Origin of the sequence: Psychroserpens ponticola, assembly GCF_023556315.2 — a bacterium.
GTDB lineage: Bacteria > Bacteroidota > Bacteroidia > Flavobacteriales > Flavobacteriaceae > Psychroserpens > Psychroserpens ponticola.
This window is the reverse complement of record NZ_CP116221.1, coordinates 3,494,766-3,510,308: the sequence shown is the minus strand read 5'-3', so window position 1 is coordinate 3,510,308 and position 15,543 is coordinate 3,494,766. Positions and strand designations below refer to the sequence as shown.

The following is a 15,543-nucleotide window of genomic DNA, read 5'->3' as shown; positions in this document are numbered from 1 at the left end:
ATATTAAAAGATGAATTACGATACATTTTTAAATGAAGCCATATTAGAAGCTGAAAAAGGTTTAGATGAAGGCGGAATTCCTATAGGTTCTGTTTTAGTTCATAATGGAAAAATTGTTGGAAGAGGTCATAATCGTAGAATACAAAAAGGCAGCGCGATTTTGCATGGAGAAATGGATGCTTTAGAAAATTCGGGAAGACAAACAGCTAACTTTTACAAAGAATGTGAAATTTATACCACACTCTCACCTTGTTCAATGTGTACAGGAGCCATTTTACTTTATGGAATTCCTAAAGTTATTATTGGTGAAAACAGTACGTTTTTAGGAGAGGAAGAACTGTTAAAATCTAAAGGCGTTGAAGTTGTTGTTTTAGATAATGATACCTGTAAAACAATGATGAATGACTTTATAAAAGCACAACCAAAACTTTGGAATGAAGATATTGGAGAATAAGCTTAGTTGAAATTATAAACATGTAGTGGTGTCACACAATAATCTAATTTTACATCGCCTTTAAAAACGTCAGCGATTTTTTCTTCGGCTTTAAAAAATGACAAACCAATTTTTATAGTTTCAGGGTTACATTTAGCTAAGAATTTATCATAAAATCCTTTTCCATATCCTATGCGATTTCCAGTTTTGTCAAAAGCCAAAAGCGGAATAAAAATTACATTAATTTGTTTAGTGTCAATTGAAATACCATCTAAGGGTTCTGGAATATTCCATTCATTTTTTTTGATTCTTGTACTATCGGTTAACAAGTAATGTGTCATTTCTAAAGTTGAAAAATCGCTTTTTGATATCACAATATGCTTATCCTTTCCGGAGAGAATATTTAAGAGATAGTCTGTATTCACTTCTTTATGTTCAGTAATCGATAAAAATGTATGGTAAAACTCGTAGTCCCAAATAGCCAATGTGAGTAATTGATTTGCAATTTTTAAACTCCAATCTTCAACTTGATCTTCTGTAAGATTTTTTCGTAATAACTTGTAAGTCTTTCGCAGTTCAGTTTTAGTCATTTTTTACTTTAGTTGAAATATGAAAAATGGCATCACCTTGATAAATTATAGGCGACTCATTCACATTAAAAATATAGCCAGTGTTAGGTGCTTTTACAAAGTGATTAAAACTACCATATGGATCTGTAATATTGCCTAAAACATCACCTTTTTCTACATAAGAATTTATAGCTACTGTTGGTTTAAACATGCCAGAGAACTTAGCTCTTAGCCACTTGCTATCTTCAATGATTATTGCTTGAGTTTTTGGTTGTGAGACTTTAAATTTACTACTCAACATACCTAAGTGATGCAAAACTCGTTTAGCGCCATTTACAGCGGTATTTGTTATTGTATCGTGAATATTAAAAGATTTACCGCCTTCAAACAAAAGCATTGGTACTCCAAGTTTACTACAAGCATTTCTAAATGATTTATTTAAGTTTTGTGAATAATAGATAAAAGGCGCTCCAAAAATATGCGCTAATTCTGCAAGTCTTGGGTTGCCTTTTGTGATTCGTATTTGGGCTGCATTAAATCGATCTGCTCCACCAGTGTGAAAGTCCATCACAAAATCTACATGAGGTATGATTTCTTTCATTACAAAATGAGCAACTCTACTCGCTAACGAACCATTTGAGCTTCCAGGAAAAACACGATTAAGATCACGACCATCTGGAAATAAGCGATCCATGTTCAAGAATCCAAAAACATTAATTACTGGCACGCAAATAATGGTGCCCTTTTTGGGTTTATTAATTCCTTTGGCAATAATCTGCCTAACGATTTCTACACCATTAATTTCATCGCCATGTATGCCAGCAGTAATTAAAACTGTTGGCCCAGGTTTTTTTGAACGCTCAATAATAATTGGTACATCTAGTGTATTACGCGTATGCAGTTTCGCGACTTCAAAAGTAACAGTTGCGCTTTGACCTAAAGCAACTTTTTCTCCTAATATTTCTAAAATATCTTTATCACTCATTTATTTCCTGTTACTTTCTATAAAGGTGATGATAGCTCTGGCTATATTTCTACCAGTTGCTGTTTCAATACCTTCTAAACCTGGCGTTGAGTTTACTTCTAAAAGTAAAGGACCTCGAGCAGATTGTAGCATATCAACACCACAAACAGGCAGTTTTAATGCTCTAGAAGCATTCATAGCTAATTTTAATTCATCGGTATCAAGTTTGATAATATTTGCACTTCCACCACGATGTAAGTTAGATCTAAATTCACCTTCCTTGCCTTGTCGTTTCATAGCTCCAACCACCTGACCATTAACAACTAATGCTCTAATATCTGCGCCTTTTGCTTCTTTAATAAATTCTTGAACAATTACTCTAGCTTGGAGTCCGTTGAAGGCCTCCAACACAGATTCTGCTGCATTTTTAGATTCAGCTAAAACAACACCTAAACCTTGTGTGCCTTCTAAGAGTTTGATAATAACAGGAGTTCCTCCAACATGCTCAATAACTTCTTCTACATCTCGTGAATAATTTGTGAACACCGTTTTTGGCATCCCAATTCCAGCTTTACTTAGGCGTTGTAAACTTCTTAATTTGTCTCTTGAACGTTGAATAGCATCTGAAGTCACGATTGTAAACACACCCATTTCTTCAAACTGACGTACAACAGCGCATCCATAAAAGGTTACAGAAGCTCCAATTCTTGGTATAATCGCATCTACATAATCTAAATAGCGATCTTTATAATAAATGGTAGGTTTCTCCTTTTCTATGATAATATCACATTTTAAAGGATCAATAACTTCAATGTCGTGACCTCTAGCTTCACCTTCTTTGATGAGGCGTTGTGTTGAATATAAATGCGGATTTCTTGATAAAATGACTATGTTCATTTGTTTGGGTTGTTAAAAGAAACGTTTTCTAGATTGACATCTACTAAGAATTTTTTACTTAGAAATTGTCTCCCAATCAATACAGGGAATTTCATATCGTCTCTAGTGCTTAAAGTTAAGTTAATCTTGTATGTTTTACCAAAGAATATCACTTCAGATTTGATTTTATAGCGGTTTTCTTTAAATCCATTGCTGCTTTTTACATCAGTAAATGTGTAATTATCAAAGATAATATGTTCACTTTTAAAGTTAGGATGTCCTTTGCTTTCAAAAGTGCAAATCAATGTGTTGTCTTGCTCAATAATTTTTGAACAGTGAATGGCTGAGGTATAAGCTCCTGTGTCGATTTTAACATCTACTTGTTGCAAATTTAATTTTGGAAAATCAACTTTATCAACACGACCTATGGTTTTTTTTGTCATTTGGTTTTCTAGAAAAGTGGCGCAATGTAATCAAATTGATACATAGAAGATTCTTTTTTTCAATAATTTTTTCGATGAAAAAAAGAAGGGATTAAATAGTAAATGCTAACTTTGAAATAATGGAAAATCTTACACTAGATTTACAATTAAAAACCTTGCCTCAAGAACCTGGTGTGTATCAATATTACGATGTTGATGGTCAACTTATTTATATTGGTAAAGCCAAAAACATAAAGAAAAGAGTCAGCTCCTATTTTACTAAAACCCATGAGAATGGCAAAACTCGAGTTTTAGTTAAAAAGATTGTAACCATAAAACACATTGTTGTAGAAACCGAAAAGGATGCACTTTTATTAGAGAATAATCTTATAAAAAAATATCAGCCTAGATACAATGTGTTGTTAAAAGATGATAAATCATATCCATGGATTTGTATTAAAAAAGAACGTTTTCCTAGAGTGTTTTCAACACGAAGAGTTTTTAAAGATGGTTCCGAATATTTTGGTCCTTATACAAGTATGAAAACGGTTCATACATTGCTAGATCTAATCAAAGGGTTATACCAACTCAGAACGTGCAACTATAACCTTTCCGAAGAAAAAATCGAATCAGGTAAATATAAAGTTTGTTTAGAATATCATTTAGGAAATTGTAAAGGCCCTTGTGAAAGTTTGCAAAAGGAAGAAGCATACAATCAATATATTTCAGCCATTCGAGAAATTTTAAAAGGGAATTTTAAAGATTCGTTGTCCCAATTTAAAACGCAAATGAAGCTTTTGGCTGAAGACATGCATTTTGAAGATGCACAACGCATTAAAGAAAAAATTGAAGTTCTTGAGAATTATCAAGCAAAATCTACAATTGTCAACCCTAAGATAAGTAATGTTGATGTGTTTTCAATTATGAGTGATGAAGGCTATGCTTACGTTAATTTTTTACAATTATCTTACGGAAGTATTATTAGATCACACACATTAGAAATTAAAAAGAAACTCGACGAAACCGATAAACAGTTATTAGAATTGGCTATTACTGAAATTAGACAACGATTCAATTCAAATTCAACTGAAATTTATGTGCCATTTAAAGTAGAATTAGGTAAAGATTTAAAAGTGTCAATTCCAAAACTTGGTGACAAAAAACGAATTTTAGACCTATCGCTTCGCAACGCCAAGTATTATAGAATTGAGCGCTTTAAGCAAGCAAAAATTGTAGATCCAGATCGTCATGCAAATCGAATTATGGCGCAAATGAAATTAGATTTAAGACTTTCTGAAGAGCCTCGTCAAATAGAATGTTTTGATAACTCGAATATTCAAGGAACACATCCTGTAGCAGCTTGTGTTGTTTTTAAAAACGGAAAGCCTAGTAAAAGAGATTACAGGCATTTTAATATTAAAACAGTTGTAGGTCCAGATGATTTTGCTTCAATGGAAGAGGTTGTGTATCGCAGATATAAAAGGTTATTAGATGAAGAACAATCATTGCCTCAATTAATTATTATTGATGGAGGAAAAGGTCAGTTGTCTTCAGCTTTAAAAAGCTTAGATGCCTTAAATCTTAGGCATAAAATTGCAATCATCGGAATTGCGAAGCGTTTGGAAGAATTATTTTATCCAGATGACCCAATTCCATTATATTTAGACAAGAAAAGTGAAACGCTTAAAATAATTCAACAATTGCGAAATGAAGCACATCGTTTCGGAATTGAACACCATAGAAATAGAAGAAGTAAAAGCGCTTTAACTACAGAATTAGAAACCATACCAGGAATTGGAGAACAAACCGTAGTGGCCTTAATGAAACAATTTAAATCTGTAAAACGAATTGCCGAAGCTGATCAAAAAGATTTAGAACGTGTGGTTGGCAATTCTAGAGCAAAAAAAATAAAAGCCTATTATAAAACAAAATGAAAAAGCTCCTTATCGCTATATTGATTATGTGTTTGCCTTTTTCTTTAAAAGCTCAAGATGCAACAACGACTTCTACTCCAAAAGTAGGTTTGGTGTTAAGTGGTGGTGGTGCAAAAGGGTTTGCTCATATAGGAACCTTAAAGGTCATTGATAGTCTTGGTATTAAAATAGATTATATCGCTGGAACAAGTATGGGAGCTATTGTTGGCTCTTTATATGCTTCTGGGTATTCGGGAAAACAATTAGATTCTATTTTTAAAAGCTTAGATTATGATAAGGTGATTAGTGATAATTTACCAAGGTCTGCAAGAACATTTTACGAACGTGATAATTCTGAAAAATATGCTGCCAATCTTCCTTTTGATAAGTTTAAAATAAAGTTGCCTTCTGCGCTTTCGAGAGGTCAAAACGTATTTAATTTATTATCTAAACTCACTTTGCATGTTAGTGAAATAAATAATTTTAATCAATTGCCTATTCCATTTTTTTGTGTTGCAACCAATGTTGAAAACGGAGAAGCTGTAATGTTAGAATCTGGGAACTTAGCACAAGCAGTTACAGCAAGTGGAGCATTCCCTTCTTTGTTTCAGCCAGTAATGATTGATGATCAGATGTTAATCGATGGAGGTGTAGTTAATAATTATCCAATAAATGAGCTCAAAGCAAAAGGTATGGATATTATTATAGGTGTCGATGTTCAAGATGAGTTAAAGGATAGAAATGAATTAAAATCAGCACCAGATGTCTTACTTCAAATAAATAATTTTAGGACAGTCAACGATATGAAGTTGAAATCTAAATTAACAGACATTTATATCCATCCTGATATTAAAGATTTTTCTGTTGTATCTTTTAGTGAAAGCCAAAAAATCATTGATAATGGTAAGCAGGCTACATTGGTAGAAATTGAAAAGTTAAAAACGTTGCCTAAATACGTATCGACTAATTCAATACGACCAAGTGTAAATATGGTTTTAAAAGATAGTATTAAAATAAATTTGTTGACTTTAAAAGGAAATAAAAGATATACAAGGTCTTATATTGTTGGTAAACTAAAATTTAAAGGCGATACAAAAGTTAGTTATGAGGATTTTGATAGTGGAGTCAACAATCTTATAGCCACCAATAACTTTGATACATTTAAATATCAATTCAAAAAATCAAAAGACAAAGAAGGTTATGATCTCCATGCAACAATCATGGAGAATGAAATCACTACATTTTTAAAGTTGGGTCTTCATTATGATGATCTTTATAAAAGTGCAGCTTTAGTTAATTTTACGAAGAAAAGACTGTTATTTGATAATGATGTAGCATCCTTAGATGTGATTTTAGGTGATAATGTAAGGTATAATTTTGAGTATTTTATTGATAAAGGATTTTATTGGAGCATTGGTATTACGTCTAGATATAATCAATTTCATAAGAGTGTTAATCCCGAATTATTAATTACAAATTTTGGTAACATTGGTTCAGGTTTAAATAAAATTGACGTTGAGATTCAAGACCAAACCAATCGGTTTTATTTGCAAACAGCATTTAGAAAAGATTTTGCATTAAGCATTGGTGTTGAACATAAAAGATTAAAAATTAAATCAGAAACAATTACCTTAAATTCTCAAACCGATGAGTTTCTATTTGAAAACACAGATTATGGAAGTGTTTTTGCTACACTAAAGTTAGATACATATGATAATAAATACTTTCCTAAACGTGGCGTTTATTTTAATGGAGATTTGCATTCTTATCTAGTGGCTTCTGGTTTTAATTCTGGTTTTGAACCCTTTTCTATAGTTAAAGGAGATTTAGGTTATGCATTTTGCATGACAGATAAGTTTTCATTTAATTTAAAAACTGAAGGCGGCTTTAAAATAGGTGAGAACGCTACAAATACACTAGATTTTGCACTAGGAGGTTACGGAAATAATTTTATCAATAACTTTATTCCTTTTTATGGATATGATTTCATTTCTTTAACTGGTAACAGTTATGTAAAAGCATCTGCTTCCGCAGATTATGAAATATTTAAAAAGCATCATATTACTGTAGAAGGCAATTGGGCAAATGTTGATAATAATATTTTTGAAACAGGAGAATGGTTTTCACTTCCTGATTATAGAGGCTATGCACTAGGATATGGTATTGATACTTTTTTAGGACCTGTACAAGCAAAATTCTCTTACTCACCAGAACAACGTAAAAGCATCTGGTTTTTTAATATCGGTTTTTGGTTTTAAAATATATAGAAATTCACGATATTTGAAACATGTCAAATCTCATCTTCAAAGATTTATTAAGTCATCTTCACTTTCTTATAAAAAGAAACCCAGAATAAACTAGCATTTTTTGTATCTTTAAAACACTTTAATTTATACAAAGCAACGTATAAACAAATCAACTTTTAAACTAAAAAAAATGCCTTTTTATCATAAGCTTGGAAATATTCCACATAAGCGACACATTCAATTTAGAAAAGCAGATGGTAGCTTATATTACGAACAATTGTTTGGTACTATTGGATTTGACGGAATGTCTACAAATTCCTATCACGAACAACGTCCAACACAAGTAAAAGAAATCAAAAAGCAATATAGTGTAGCTCCTAAAATTGCTAAAAAAAATAGCATTCAATCTTACAGATTAAGAGGGTTTCAAGTTAAACCAGAACATGATTATCTCGATAGTAGAAAAGCTGTGCTCACCAATAATGATTGTACCATTATTTTAGCCGCTCCTAAAAAATCAACAACAGAGTATTTCTATAAAAACACAGATGCTGATGAAGTGATTTTTATTCATAAAGGAACAGGTAAATTAAGAACACATCTTGGTAATCTCGATTTTAAATATGGAGATTATTTAGTGATTCCAAGAGGAATTATCTATAAAATTGATTTTGATACTGAAGATAATAGATTGTTTATTGTCGAATCAAGACGACCAATTTACACACCTAAACGCTATAGAAATTGGTTCGGACAATTATTAGAACACTCACCATTTTGTGAACGTGATATACGTCAACCTCAAGAAATAGAAACGCATAATGAGTCTGGAGATTTTTTAATGAAAGTAAAAAAGCAAGACGATATTTTTGAAATGGTTTACGCTTCACACCCTTTTGATGTTGTAGGTTATGATGGATATAATTACCCTTATGCGCTTTCAATTCATGATTTTGAACCAATAACTGGACGTATTCATCAGCCACCTCCTGTGCATCAGACTTTTGAAACAGACGCATTTGTAATTTGTAGTTTTGTACCACGTTTGTACGATTATCATCCAGAAAGTATTCCTGCACCTTATAACCACAGCAATATAGATAGTGATGAGGTGTTGTATTATGTCGATGGCGATTTTATGAGTCGTAACGATATTGAAGCTGGACATATTTCATTGCATCCAGCAGGTATTCCTCATGGTCCACATCCTGGAGCTACAGAACGTAGTATTGGTAAAGTGAAAACCGAAGAATTAGCAGTTATGGTCGATACATTTAAGCCTTTGATGGTTACTGAAGAAGCTATGAAAATTGCCGACGAAACGTATTATAAATCATGGTTAGAATAATTTTTTTTAATTCTAATTAGGAGCAATTTCCTGCTTTCCGCAGTCGCTTTTTTTGAGCTGTTATTCCTGCGAAAGCAGGAATCCACAAAAAAGAGCTTCAACAAATGCTACAATCAGGGCTAAAAATAAGAACAAAGTATAATGAGTTCGTTTTCAAATAAACAGATAAACGAATCAACAAATAAACAATAATATCATGGCAAAAGAAGTAAAAAGTGTTAATTACGGATTGGAGAAAATCTTTAAAGATGCTCAAGATTTTTTACCACTTTTAGGAACAGATTATGTAGAATTCTATGTAGGAAACGCAAAACAATCTGCTCATTTTTATAAAACAGCATTCGGATTTCAATCGTATGCTTATAGAGGTTTGGAAACGGGATCTAAAGACTCTGTGAGTTATGTTTTAAAACAAGATAAAATTAAATTGGTGCTAACAACACCTTTAAATAGTAAGTCGCCAATCAATGATCATATTGTAAAACATGGTGATGGCGTTAAAGTGGTTGCGCTTTGGGTTGATGATGCTAGAAAATCTTACGAAGAAACTACTAAAAGAGGAGCAAAATCTTACATGGAACCAACGGTTGAAAAAGATGAATTTGGTGAAGTTGTTCGTGCAGGAATTTATACCTATGGTGAAACGGTTCACATGTTTGTAGAGCGTAAAAACTATACAGGAACGTTTATGCCTGGTTTTACAAAATGGGAATCAGACTATAATCCTGAACCCGTTGGTCTAAAATATATCGATCACATGGTTGGTAATGTTGGTTGGGGACAAATGAATACTTGGGTGAAATGGTACGAAGACGTCATGGGATTTGTAAATTTTCTATCCTTTGATGATAAACAAATTCATACTGAATATTCAGCGCTTATGAGTAAAGTGATGAGTAATGGAAATGGCCGAATCAAATTCCCAATAAACGAACCTGCTAAAGCAGCAAAGAAATCTCAAATTGAAGAATACTTAGATTTTTATGAAGATTCTGGAGTGCAACATATTGCAGTTGCTACAGATGATATTATCAAAACAGTTGCTCAATTAAAAGCAAGAGGTATCGAGTTCTTACCACCACCACCTCAAGCGTATTATGATGATATTCCTAAGCGTTTAGGAGAACATATGGACATGATGAAAGAAGATATTGGTGAACTTCAAAGATTATCTATAATGATAGATGCAGATGAAGAAGGTTACTTGCTACAAATTTTCACAAAGCCTGTTGAAGATAGACCAACGCTGTTTTTTGAAATTATTCAGAGAATGGGAGCTCAAGGTTTTGGTGCTGGAAACTTTAAAGCACTATTTGAGTCAATTGAACGTGAACAGGCTAAAAGAGGTACGTTATAAATTTGTTTTTATCAATCTCTTACAGAACTATAACACCTTTATTTATCATGGTTTCAATAAAATTTATATTTTTGGAATAGTAATTGTAATTCTCCCTAATAAATAATAACCTGTAACTTAAATGTTACTCTACAATTATGACTAAAATGAAAAATATACTACTTATAATAGGCTTTCTGTTTGGGATGCAATTATCTTTTGCTCAAGAGCAATCTGCATTTCAAGAAGGAGAATGGTTCAAATTTGAAATGAGCTATAGTAATTTCTTGAAAGCTGGTAACGCGACTCTTGAGGTTAAAGAATCAAATATTAATGGTAAACCTGTATATCATGTTGTTGGTAAAGGTTGGACTACTGGTGCAATCAAATGGTTTTTTAAGGTAAAAGATAAATACGAAAGTTATATTGATAAAGAAACAGGAATACCTTATAAATTCATTAGAAAAATAGATGAAGGTGGACATACAAAAGACATTGAAATTGCTTTTGATCATGAAAAACAAGAAGCCTTAATTAATAATAAAAAGTATAAGACAAAAAAAACAGTCGCAACTGAAAAAGATGTTCAAGACATGGTTTCGGCTTTTTATTACTTGCGTAATAATTACGATACTGAAAGTATTAGGGAAGGTGAAATTGTGACCCTCAATATGTTTTTTGATGAAGAAAACTACAATTTTAAACTAAAGTTTTTAGGAAGAGAAACCATAAAAACTGAATTCGGTAAAGTGAAAACTTTGAAATTTAGACCTTACGTAATGGCTGGTCGTGTTTTTAAAGAGCAAGAAAGCTTAACCCTTTGGGTAAGTGCTGACGATAATAAAATTCCTTTAAAAATTAAAGCAGATTTAGCAGTGGGATCGCTTCAAGCTAATCTAGAAGCTTTTAAAGGATTAAAACATTCTTTTCAAATTCAATTTGACTAACTAAGATGGAAGATTTACACAAGTTTGATAAGATTATCAAGCAAATACAAGAGAAATACACAAAAATAGATCAAGATACAGAAGATCATTTATATGGCTTGCTTTACAGTAAACCTATTACGTATTGGGACTATATTCAAACCGATGCTTTATTGAATCTCCAAACACAGCGAACAACGCTTCCTGATGAGATGGTATTTATTGCTTATCATCAAATTAATGAGTTGATTTTTAAAATGATTCTTTGGGAAATTCAGCAAGTCGCAGAAAAAGAAGATTTAAATGCGAAGTATTTTGAAGATAAATTGATGCGTATTAGTCGTTATTTTGACATGCTTACAACCTCTTTTAATATCATGCAGCATGGAATGGAAATTGAACAATACATGAAATTTCGCTATACCTTAACGCCTGCAAGTGGATTTCAAAGTGCGCAGTATAGAATGATTGAGTTTGCTTCAACAGAACTTATTAATCTTATTGATTTTAGATTCAGAAAAACCATAGATAGAGACACGCCATTTGAACATGCTTTTGAGCATCTCTATTGGCAAGCCGCAGGAAAAGACTATAAAACTGGAAAAAAATCAACGCTCTTAGTAAATTTTGAAAAACGCTATAAAGGCGATTTTATACGTTTTATGCAAACCTACAATACCAAGAATTTATGGTCTCGCTTTAAAGAATTACCAGAAGCAGATCAAAAAGATGCCGATTTGATTAAAGCCATGCGACACTATGATTACACTGTAAATATCACTTGGGTAATCGCACATTACAACGCTGCAAAACACTATATAGAAAGTGGTACTGGAGATGGTGAAGCAACAGGAGGTAGCGATTGGAAAAAATACATGCATCCTAAATATCAAAAACGAATATTTTTTCCAGAACTTTGGAGCGAAGACGAACTAAAAAATTGGGGAGAAAACATATAGAACTAATTAATGCAACCAAAACAATTATTAATAGCACTTTTCATCTGTATTGGTTTGTGGTCTTGTAAAGACGACGATAAAAAAGTACAGATAGAAGAAATACAAACTCCAATAGTACTAGAACCAAAAAAAGAATTTGGTTTTGTGCTTGAAGACTACATTGTTAAGAGAGATACCATAAGAAAAGGGGATAGCTTTGGTGAAATTTTAGAACGGAATCATATAGGATATCCTAGAATTTTCAATATTGCTGAAAAAGCTAAAGATAGTTTCGATATAAGAAAATTACATGTTGGTAAACCTTATACGCTATTTTGCGCTAATGATTCTTTGCAAACACCACAATGTTTTGTTTATCAGCCTAATAGTGTTGATTATGTGGTGATTAATTTTGCGGATTCAATTCATGCTTATACTAATAAAAAGCCCATTAAATATATTGAGAAAACTGCTACAGGAATTATTCCTGAAGGTATGGGGATTTCACAGTTAATGATAGAACAAGGATTAAGTCCAAGATTAGCCTATAAAATGGCTGACGAAATTTATGCTTGGACCATCGATTTTAGAAGACTTCAAAAAGGGGATCAGTTTAAAGTAATTTACACAGATAAATATATTGACGATTCAATTTATGTTGGTGTACACGATATTAAAGCTGTGTATTTTGAACATAAAAAACAACCTTTTTATGCATTTCAGTTTGAAACAGATTCTATAAAAGGAATTATAGATTATTTTAATGAAGATGCTAAAAACTTAAGAAGAGCATTTTTAAAAGCACCAGTTCAGTTTAGTAGAATTTCTTCACGCTATAATTTGAATCGTCGTATTGCTTATTATGGTTATAAATTAAGACCACATAAAGGAACCGATTTTGCTGCACCAATTGGAACACCAATATTAGCAACCGCAAGCGGAACAGTAAGTGAATCAACAAGAAGAGGTGGTAACGGAAAATATGTTAAGATTAGACATAATGCAACGTATAGTACACAGTACTTGCACATGAAAGCGCAAAATGTTAAAAAAGGAGATTTTGTTAAGCAAGGTGATGTGATTGGTTGGATTGGTATGACAGGAAATTCTGGTGGACCGCATGTGTGTTATCGCTTCTGGAAAAACGGAAGACAAGTCGATCCTTTAAGAGAAAAACTACCTGAGGCTAAACCTATTTCAGATAGTTTAAAAGTGAGGTATTTAGATTTCGTAGCGCCTGTAAAAATAAGATTAGATGCTATACAATTTCAAGATGGTTCTAATGAACCTCAAATTAATATAGAAAAAGATTCAATTTCACAAATTCAATAATGGCATTAAAAACAATCAACCCAACTACAACAAAAGCTTGGTCTAAATTACAAGCACATTTTAAAACCATTGAAGATTCACACCTAGTAGATTTATTTGCTAAGCATAACAGTAGAGCAAATGAAATGACGATACAATGGGAAGATTTTTATGTAGATTATTCTAAACATCGCGTGTCTAAAGAGACCTTAGATTTACTCATTGAATTAGCAAATGAAGTGGATTTAAAAGATGCCATGAATAAATACTTTGGTGGTGATGTGATTAACGAAACCGAAGGTCGCGAAGTATTACACACGGCTTTACGTAATCCTAAAACTACTGAAGTTAATGTCAATGGAGAAAATGTAATGTCTGAAATTTATGATGTTAAAACTAAAATTAAAGACTTCTCTACAAAGGTGATTAATGGTGAACTAAAAAGTCATACAGGTAAGGCGTTTACTGATGTTGTAAACATCGGAATCGGAGGTTCAGATTTAGGACCAGCAATGGTTGTTGATGCTTTAACGTATTATAAAAATCAATTAACGACACATTTTGTTAGTAATGTCGATGGAGATCATGTTAATGAAGTGATTAAAAATTTACATCCTGAAACAACACTTTTCGTAATCGTTTCTAAAACATTTACGACTCAAGAGACCTTGTCAAATGCCAATACATTAAGAGAATGGTTTTTGAAAAATGCTCCGAAAGAAGCGGTTTCAAAACATTTTGTTGCGGTATCAACTAATATTGAAAAAGTAAAAGAGTTTGGTATTGATGAAGCTAATGTTTTTCCAATGTGGAATTGGGTTGGAGGACGATTCTCTCTTTGGAGTGCCGTTGGTTTGTCTATCAGTTTAGCTGTTGGTTTTGAGAACTTTGACAACTTACTTTTAGGTGCTCATAAAATGGATGAGCATTTCAAAACTGAAGATTTTGATAAAAACATCCCTGTTATTACTGGGCTTTTAAGTGTCTGGTATAATAACTTTTTTAATGCTGAAAGTGAAGCGGTTATTCCGTATTCTCAATACTTAAACCAATTTGCAACATACCTTCAGCAAGGTATAATGGAAAGTAATGGTAAGAGTGTTGATCGAAATGGAGATAAAATAAATTATCAAACAGGAACTATAATTTGGGGAGAACCTGGAACCAATTCTCAACATGCTTTTTTTCAGTTAATTCATCAAGGAACTAAATTGATTCCTGCAGAATTCATCGGATTTGCAAAATCGTTACACGGAAACCAAGATCATCAAGATAAACTAATGTCTAACTTTTTTGCTCAGACAGAAGCCTTAATGAATGGTAAATCTGAAGCAGTAGTCGTTCAAGAATTAAAAGCGCAAGGACTTTCAGAAGAAAAAATAAAAGAACTAACACCTTTTAAAATATTTGAAGGCAACAAGCCTACAACTACTTTTTTGATTGATCAATTAACGCCTGAAAGTTTAGGAAAATTAATTGCTATGTATGAGCATAAGATTTTTGTACAAGGAATTATTTGGAATATCTTTAGTTACGACCAATTTGGTGTTGAACTTGGTAAACAATTAGCGAATACAATTTTAAAAGAATTAGTGGATACTAATGTGTCCAATTCGCATGATAATTCGACTCAGAATCTGATTGAGTATTATCAAAATAAAAAACAGTCAATTTAGTTCTTCCACTCAATAGTTTCCATAATATGCTTGATGTCATTTTTTAAATATACAGCAGCTGGATAAATAGAGTCATAATTTGGTTTGGCGTAAAAGTAAAGAGAACCAACCAAGAAATGATTGATGCTATCAGTTACATAAAATTGAGATTGCGAAGCTGCATTACCACCAACTTCATAAAACATTCCAAAAACATTATTTTTAGGGTTTTCATATGTGTCACCTTCAATTTCATCAGCTTTCATAGTGTGCTTTTGAGTTAGGTTTTGAGCATCTCTTAATAAATCGATAAGGTTGTTGTCCTTAACTTTTTTATAGGTGAGGTAAACAGTTCCTTTCAGTTTTGGGTAGTTGATATCTACACCATAAATATTATTAACACCATCTAGTTTGATTTTTGAAATTGGATCTGCTAATTCGTTTTTTTCAAAAGTAAAAGGCAATGGAAGCCCTACTTTTTTATAGGTTGGCTGAGGATATTCCAAGCGTAACATCGCTTTTGGTTTTGGAATTGGATCGCTTCCACAAGCAATACACGATATTGCAATACATAATAAAAGTAACTTTCTCATAATGTAATTCGAT

At 32.3% G+C, this 15,543-nt stretch carries 14 protein-coding genes; 9 read left to right on the top strand and 5 right to left on the bottom strand.

Going from position 1 to position 15,543, the window contains the following annotated elements; genetic code table 11:
- Window positions 1–10 precede the first annotated feature (10 nt).
- The gene (locus tag MUN68_RS15525; RefSeq protein WP_249993228.1) at window positions 11–454 is read left to right on the top strand and encodes a nucleoside deaminase; all 444 of its coding nucleotides are present in this window, start codon (window positions 11–13) and stop codon (window positions 452–454) included.
- A 2-nt stretch (window positions 455–456) separates the two neighbouring features.
- Here MUN68_RS15525 and MUN68_RS15520 read toward each other — a convergent pair whose 3' ends face one another.
- From MUN68_RS15520 to MUN68_RS15505, 4 genes are read right to left on the bottom strand one after another with little or no spacing between them, the layout of a single operon-like run.
- Complete coding sequence (locus MUN68_RS15520) at window positions 457–1,023, bottom strand: 5-formyltetrahydrofolate cyclo-ligase (RefSeq protein WP_249993230.1); 567 nt, start codon at window positions 1,021–1,023, stop codon at window positions 457–459.
- A complete protein-coding gene (locus MUN68_RS15515) occupies window positions 1,016–1,987 on the bottom strand; it encodes a succinylglutamate desuccinylase/aspartoacylase family protein (protein ID WP_249993232.1) in 972 nt (323 codons plus the stop codon). Before MUN68_RS15515 ends, MUN68_RS15520 begins: the two co-directional genes overlap by 8 nt.
- Window positions 1,988–2,863: a 30S ribosomal protein S6--L-glutamate ligase gene (gene rimK, locus MUN68_RS15510; RefSeq protein ID WP_249993234.1), complete on the bottom strand. Its 876-nt coding sequence runs from the start codon at window positions 2,861–2,863 to the stop codon at window positions 1,988–1,990.
- Complete coding sequence (locus MUN68_RS15505) at window positions 2,860–3,285, bottom strand: ATP-dependent zinc protease family protein (RefSeq protein ID WP_249993237.1); 426 nt, start codon at window positions 3,283–3,285, stop codon at window positions 2,860–2,862. Before MUN68_RS15505 ends, rimK begins: the two co-directional genes overlap by 4 nt.
- Before the next feature lie 119 nt (window positions 3,286–3,404).
- Here MUN68_RS15505 and uvrC point away from each other — a divergent pair, with 119 nt between their 5' ends.
- From uvrC to pgi, 8 genes are all read left to right on the top strand, one after another.
- Entirely contained in the window at window positions 3,405–5,198 is a 1,794-nt protein-coding gene (gene uvrC, locus MUN68_RS15500; RefSeq protein ID WP_249993239.1) for an excinuclease ABC subunit UvrC, read from the top strand.
- Complete coding sequence (locus tag MUN68_RS15495) at window positions 5,195–7,435, top strand: patatin-like phospholipase family protein (RefSeq protein ID WP_249993241.1); 2,241 nt, start codon at window positions 5,195–5,197, stop codon at window positions 7,433–7,435. Before uvrC ends, MUN68_RS15495 begins: the two co-directional genes overlap by 4 nt.
- Before the next feature lie 178 nt (window positions 7,436–7,613).
- Window positions 7,614–8,771, top strand: a complete 1,158-nt coding sequence (locus tag MUN68_RS15490; protein ID WP_249993243.1) for a homogentisate 1,2-dioxygenase — start codon at window positions 7,614–7,616, stop codon at window positions 8,769–8,771.
- A 196-nt stretch (window positions 8,772–8,967) separates the two neighbouring features.
- Entirely contained in the window at window positions 8,968–10,128 is a 1,161-nt protein-coding gene (hppD, locus tag MUN68_RS15485) for a 4-hydroxyphenylpyruvate dioxygenase (protein ID WP_249993245.1), read from the top strand.
- 146 nt (window positions 10,129–10,274) lie between these two features.
- On the top strand, window positions 10,275–11,054 hold the full coding sequence (locus tag MUN68_RS15480; protein ID WP_249993247.1) for a DUF3108 domain-containing protein: 780 nt from the start codon (window positions 10,275–10,277) through the stop codon (window positions 11,052–11,054).
- Between the two features lie 5 nt (window positions 11,055–11,059).
- Complete coding sequence (locus MUN68_RS15475) at window positions 11,060–11,992, top strand: tryptophan 2,3-dioxygenase family protein (RefSeq protein WP_249993249.1); 933 nt, start codon at window positions 11,060–11,062, stop codon at window positions 11,990–11,992.
- A gap of 9 nt (window positions 11,993–12,001) precedes the next feature.
- Window positions 12,002–13,303, top strand: coding sequence for a peptidoglycan DD-metalloendopeptidase family protein (locus tag MUN68_RS15470; protein ID WP_249993251.1), 1,302 nt, complete (start codon window positions 12,002–12,004; stop codon window positions 13,301–13,303).
- Complete coding sequence (pgi, locus tag MUN68_RS15465; RefSeq protein WP_249993253.1) at window positions 13,303–14,958, top strand: glucose-6-phosphate isomerase; 1,656 nt, start codon at window positions 13,303–13,305, stop codon at window positions 14,956–14,958. Before MUN68_RS15470 ends, pgi begins: the two co-directional genes overlap by 1 nt.
- On the opposite strand, the gene gldD is transcribed toward pgi, so the two are convergent.
- Window positions 14,955–15,530, bottom strand: a complete 576-nt coding sequence (gene gldD / locus MUN68_RS15460) for a gliding motility lipoprotein GldD (protein WP_249993255.1) — start codon at window positions 15,528–15,530, stop codon at window positions 14,955–14,957. The two genes, pgi and gldD, sit on opposite strands and share 4 nt — an antisense overlap.
- Window positions 15,531–15,543: the final 13 nt, after the last annotated feature.

Coding starts and splice junctions, on each gene's coding strand:
- MUN68_RS15525 (WP_249993228.1), top strand. CDS start 11: ATGAATTACGATACATTTTTAAATGAAGCCATATTAGAAGCTGAAAAA.
- MUN68_RS15520 (WP_249993230.1), bottom strand. CDS start 1,023: ATGACTAAAACTGAACTGCGAAAGACTTACAAGTTATTACGAAAAAAT.
- MUN68_RS15515 (WP_249993232.1), bottom strand. CDS start 1,987: ATGAGTGATAAAGATATTTTAGAAATATTAGGAGAAAAAGTTGCTTTA.
- rimK (WP_249993234.1), bottom strand. CDS start 2,863: ATGAACATAGTCATTTTATCAAGAAATCCGCATTTATATTCAACACAA.
- MUN68_RS15505 (WP_249993237.1), bottom strand. CDS start 3,285: ATGACAAAAAAAACCATAGGTCGTGTTGATAAAGTTGATTTTCCAAAA.
- uvrC (WP_249993239.1), top strand. CDS start 3,405: ATGGAAAATCTTACACTAGATTTACAATTAAAAACCTTGCCTCAAGAA.
- MUN68_RS15495 (WP_249993241.1), top strand. CDS start 5,195: ATGAAAAAGCTCCTTATCGCTATATTGATTATGTGTTTGCCTTTTTCT.
- MUN68_RS15490 (WP_249993243.1), top strand. CDS start 7,614: ATGCCTTTTTATCATAAGCTTGGAAATATTCCACATAAGCGACACATT.
- hppD (WP_249993245.1), top strand. CDS start 8,968: ATGGCAAAAGAAGTAAAAAGTGTTAATTACGGATTGGAGAAAATCTTT.
- MUN68_RS15480 (WP_249993247.1), top strand. CDS start 10,275: ATGAAAAATATACTACTTATAATAGGCTTTCTGTTTGGGATGCAATTA.
- MUN68_RS15475 (WP_249993249.1), top strand. CDS start 11,060: ATGGAAGATTTACACAAGTTTGATAAGATTATCAAGCAAATACAAGAG.
- MUN68_RS15470 (WP_249993251.1), top strand. CDS start 12,002: ATGCAACCAAAACAATTATTAATAGCACTTTTCATCTGTATTGGTTTG.
- pgi (WP_249993253.1), top strand. CDS start 13,303: ATGGCATTAAAAACAATCAACCCAACTACAACAAAAGCTTGGTCTAAA.
- gldD (WP_249993255.1), bottom strand. CDS start 15,530: ATGAGAAAGTTACTTTTATTATGTATTGCAATATCGTGTATTGCTTGT.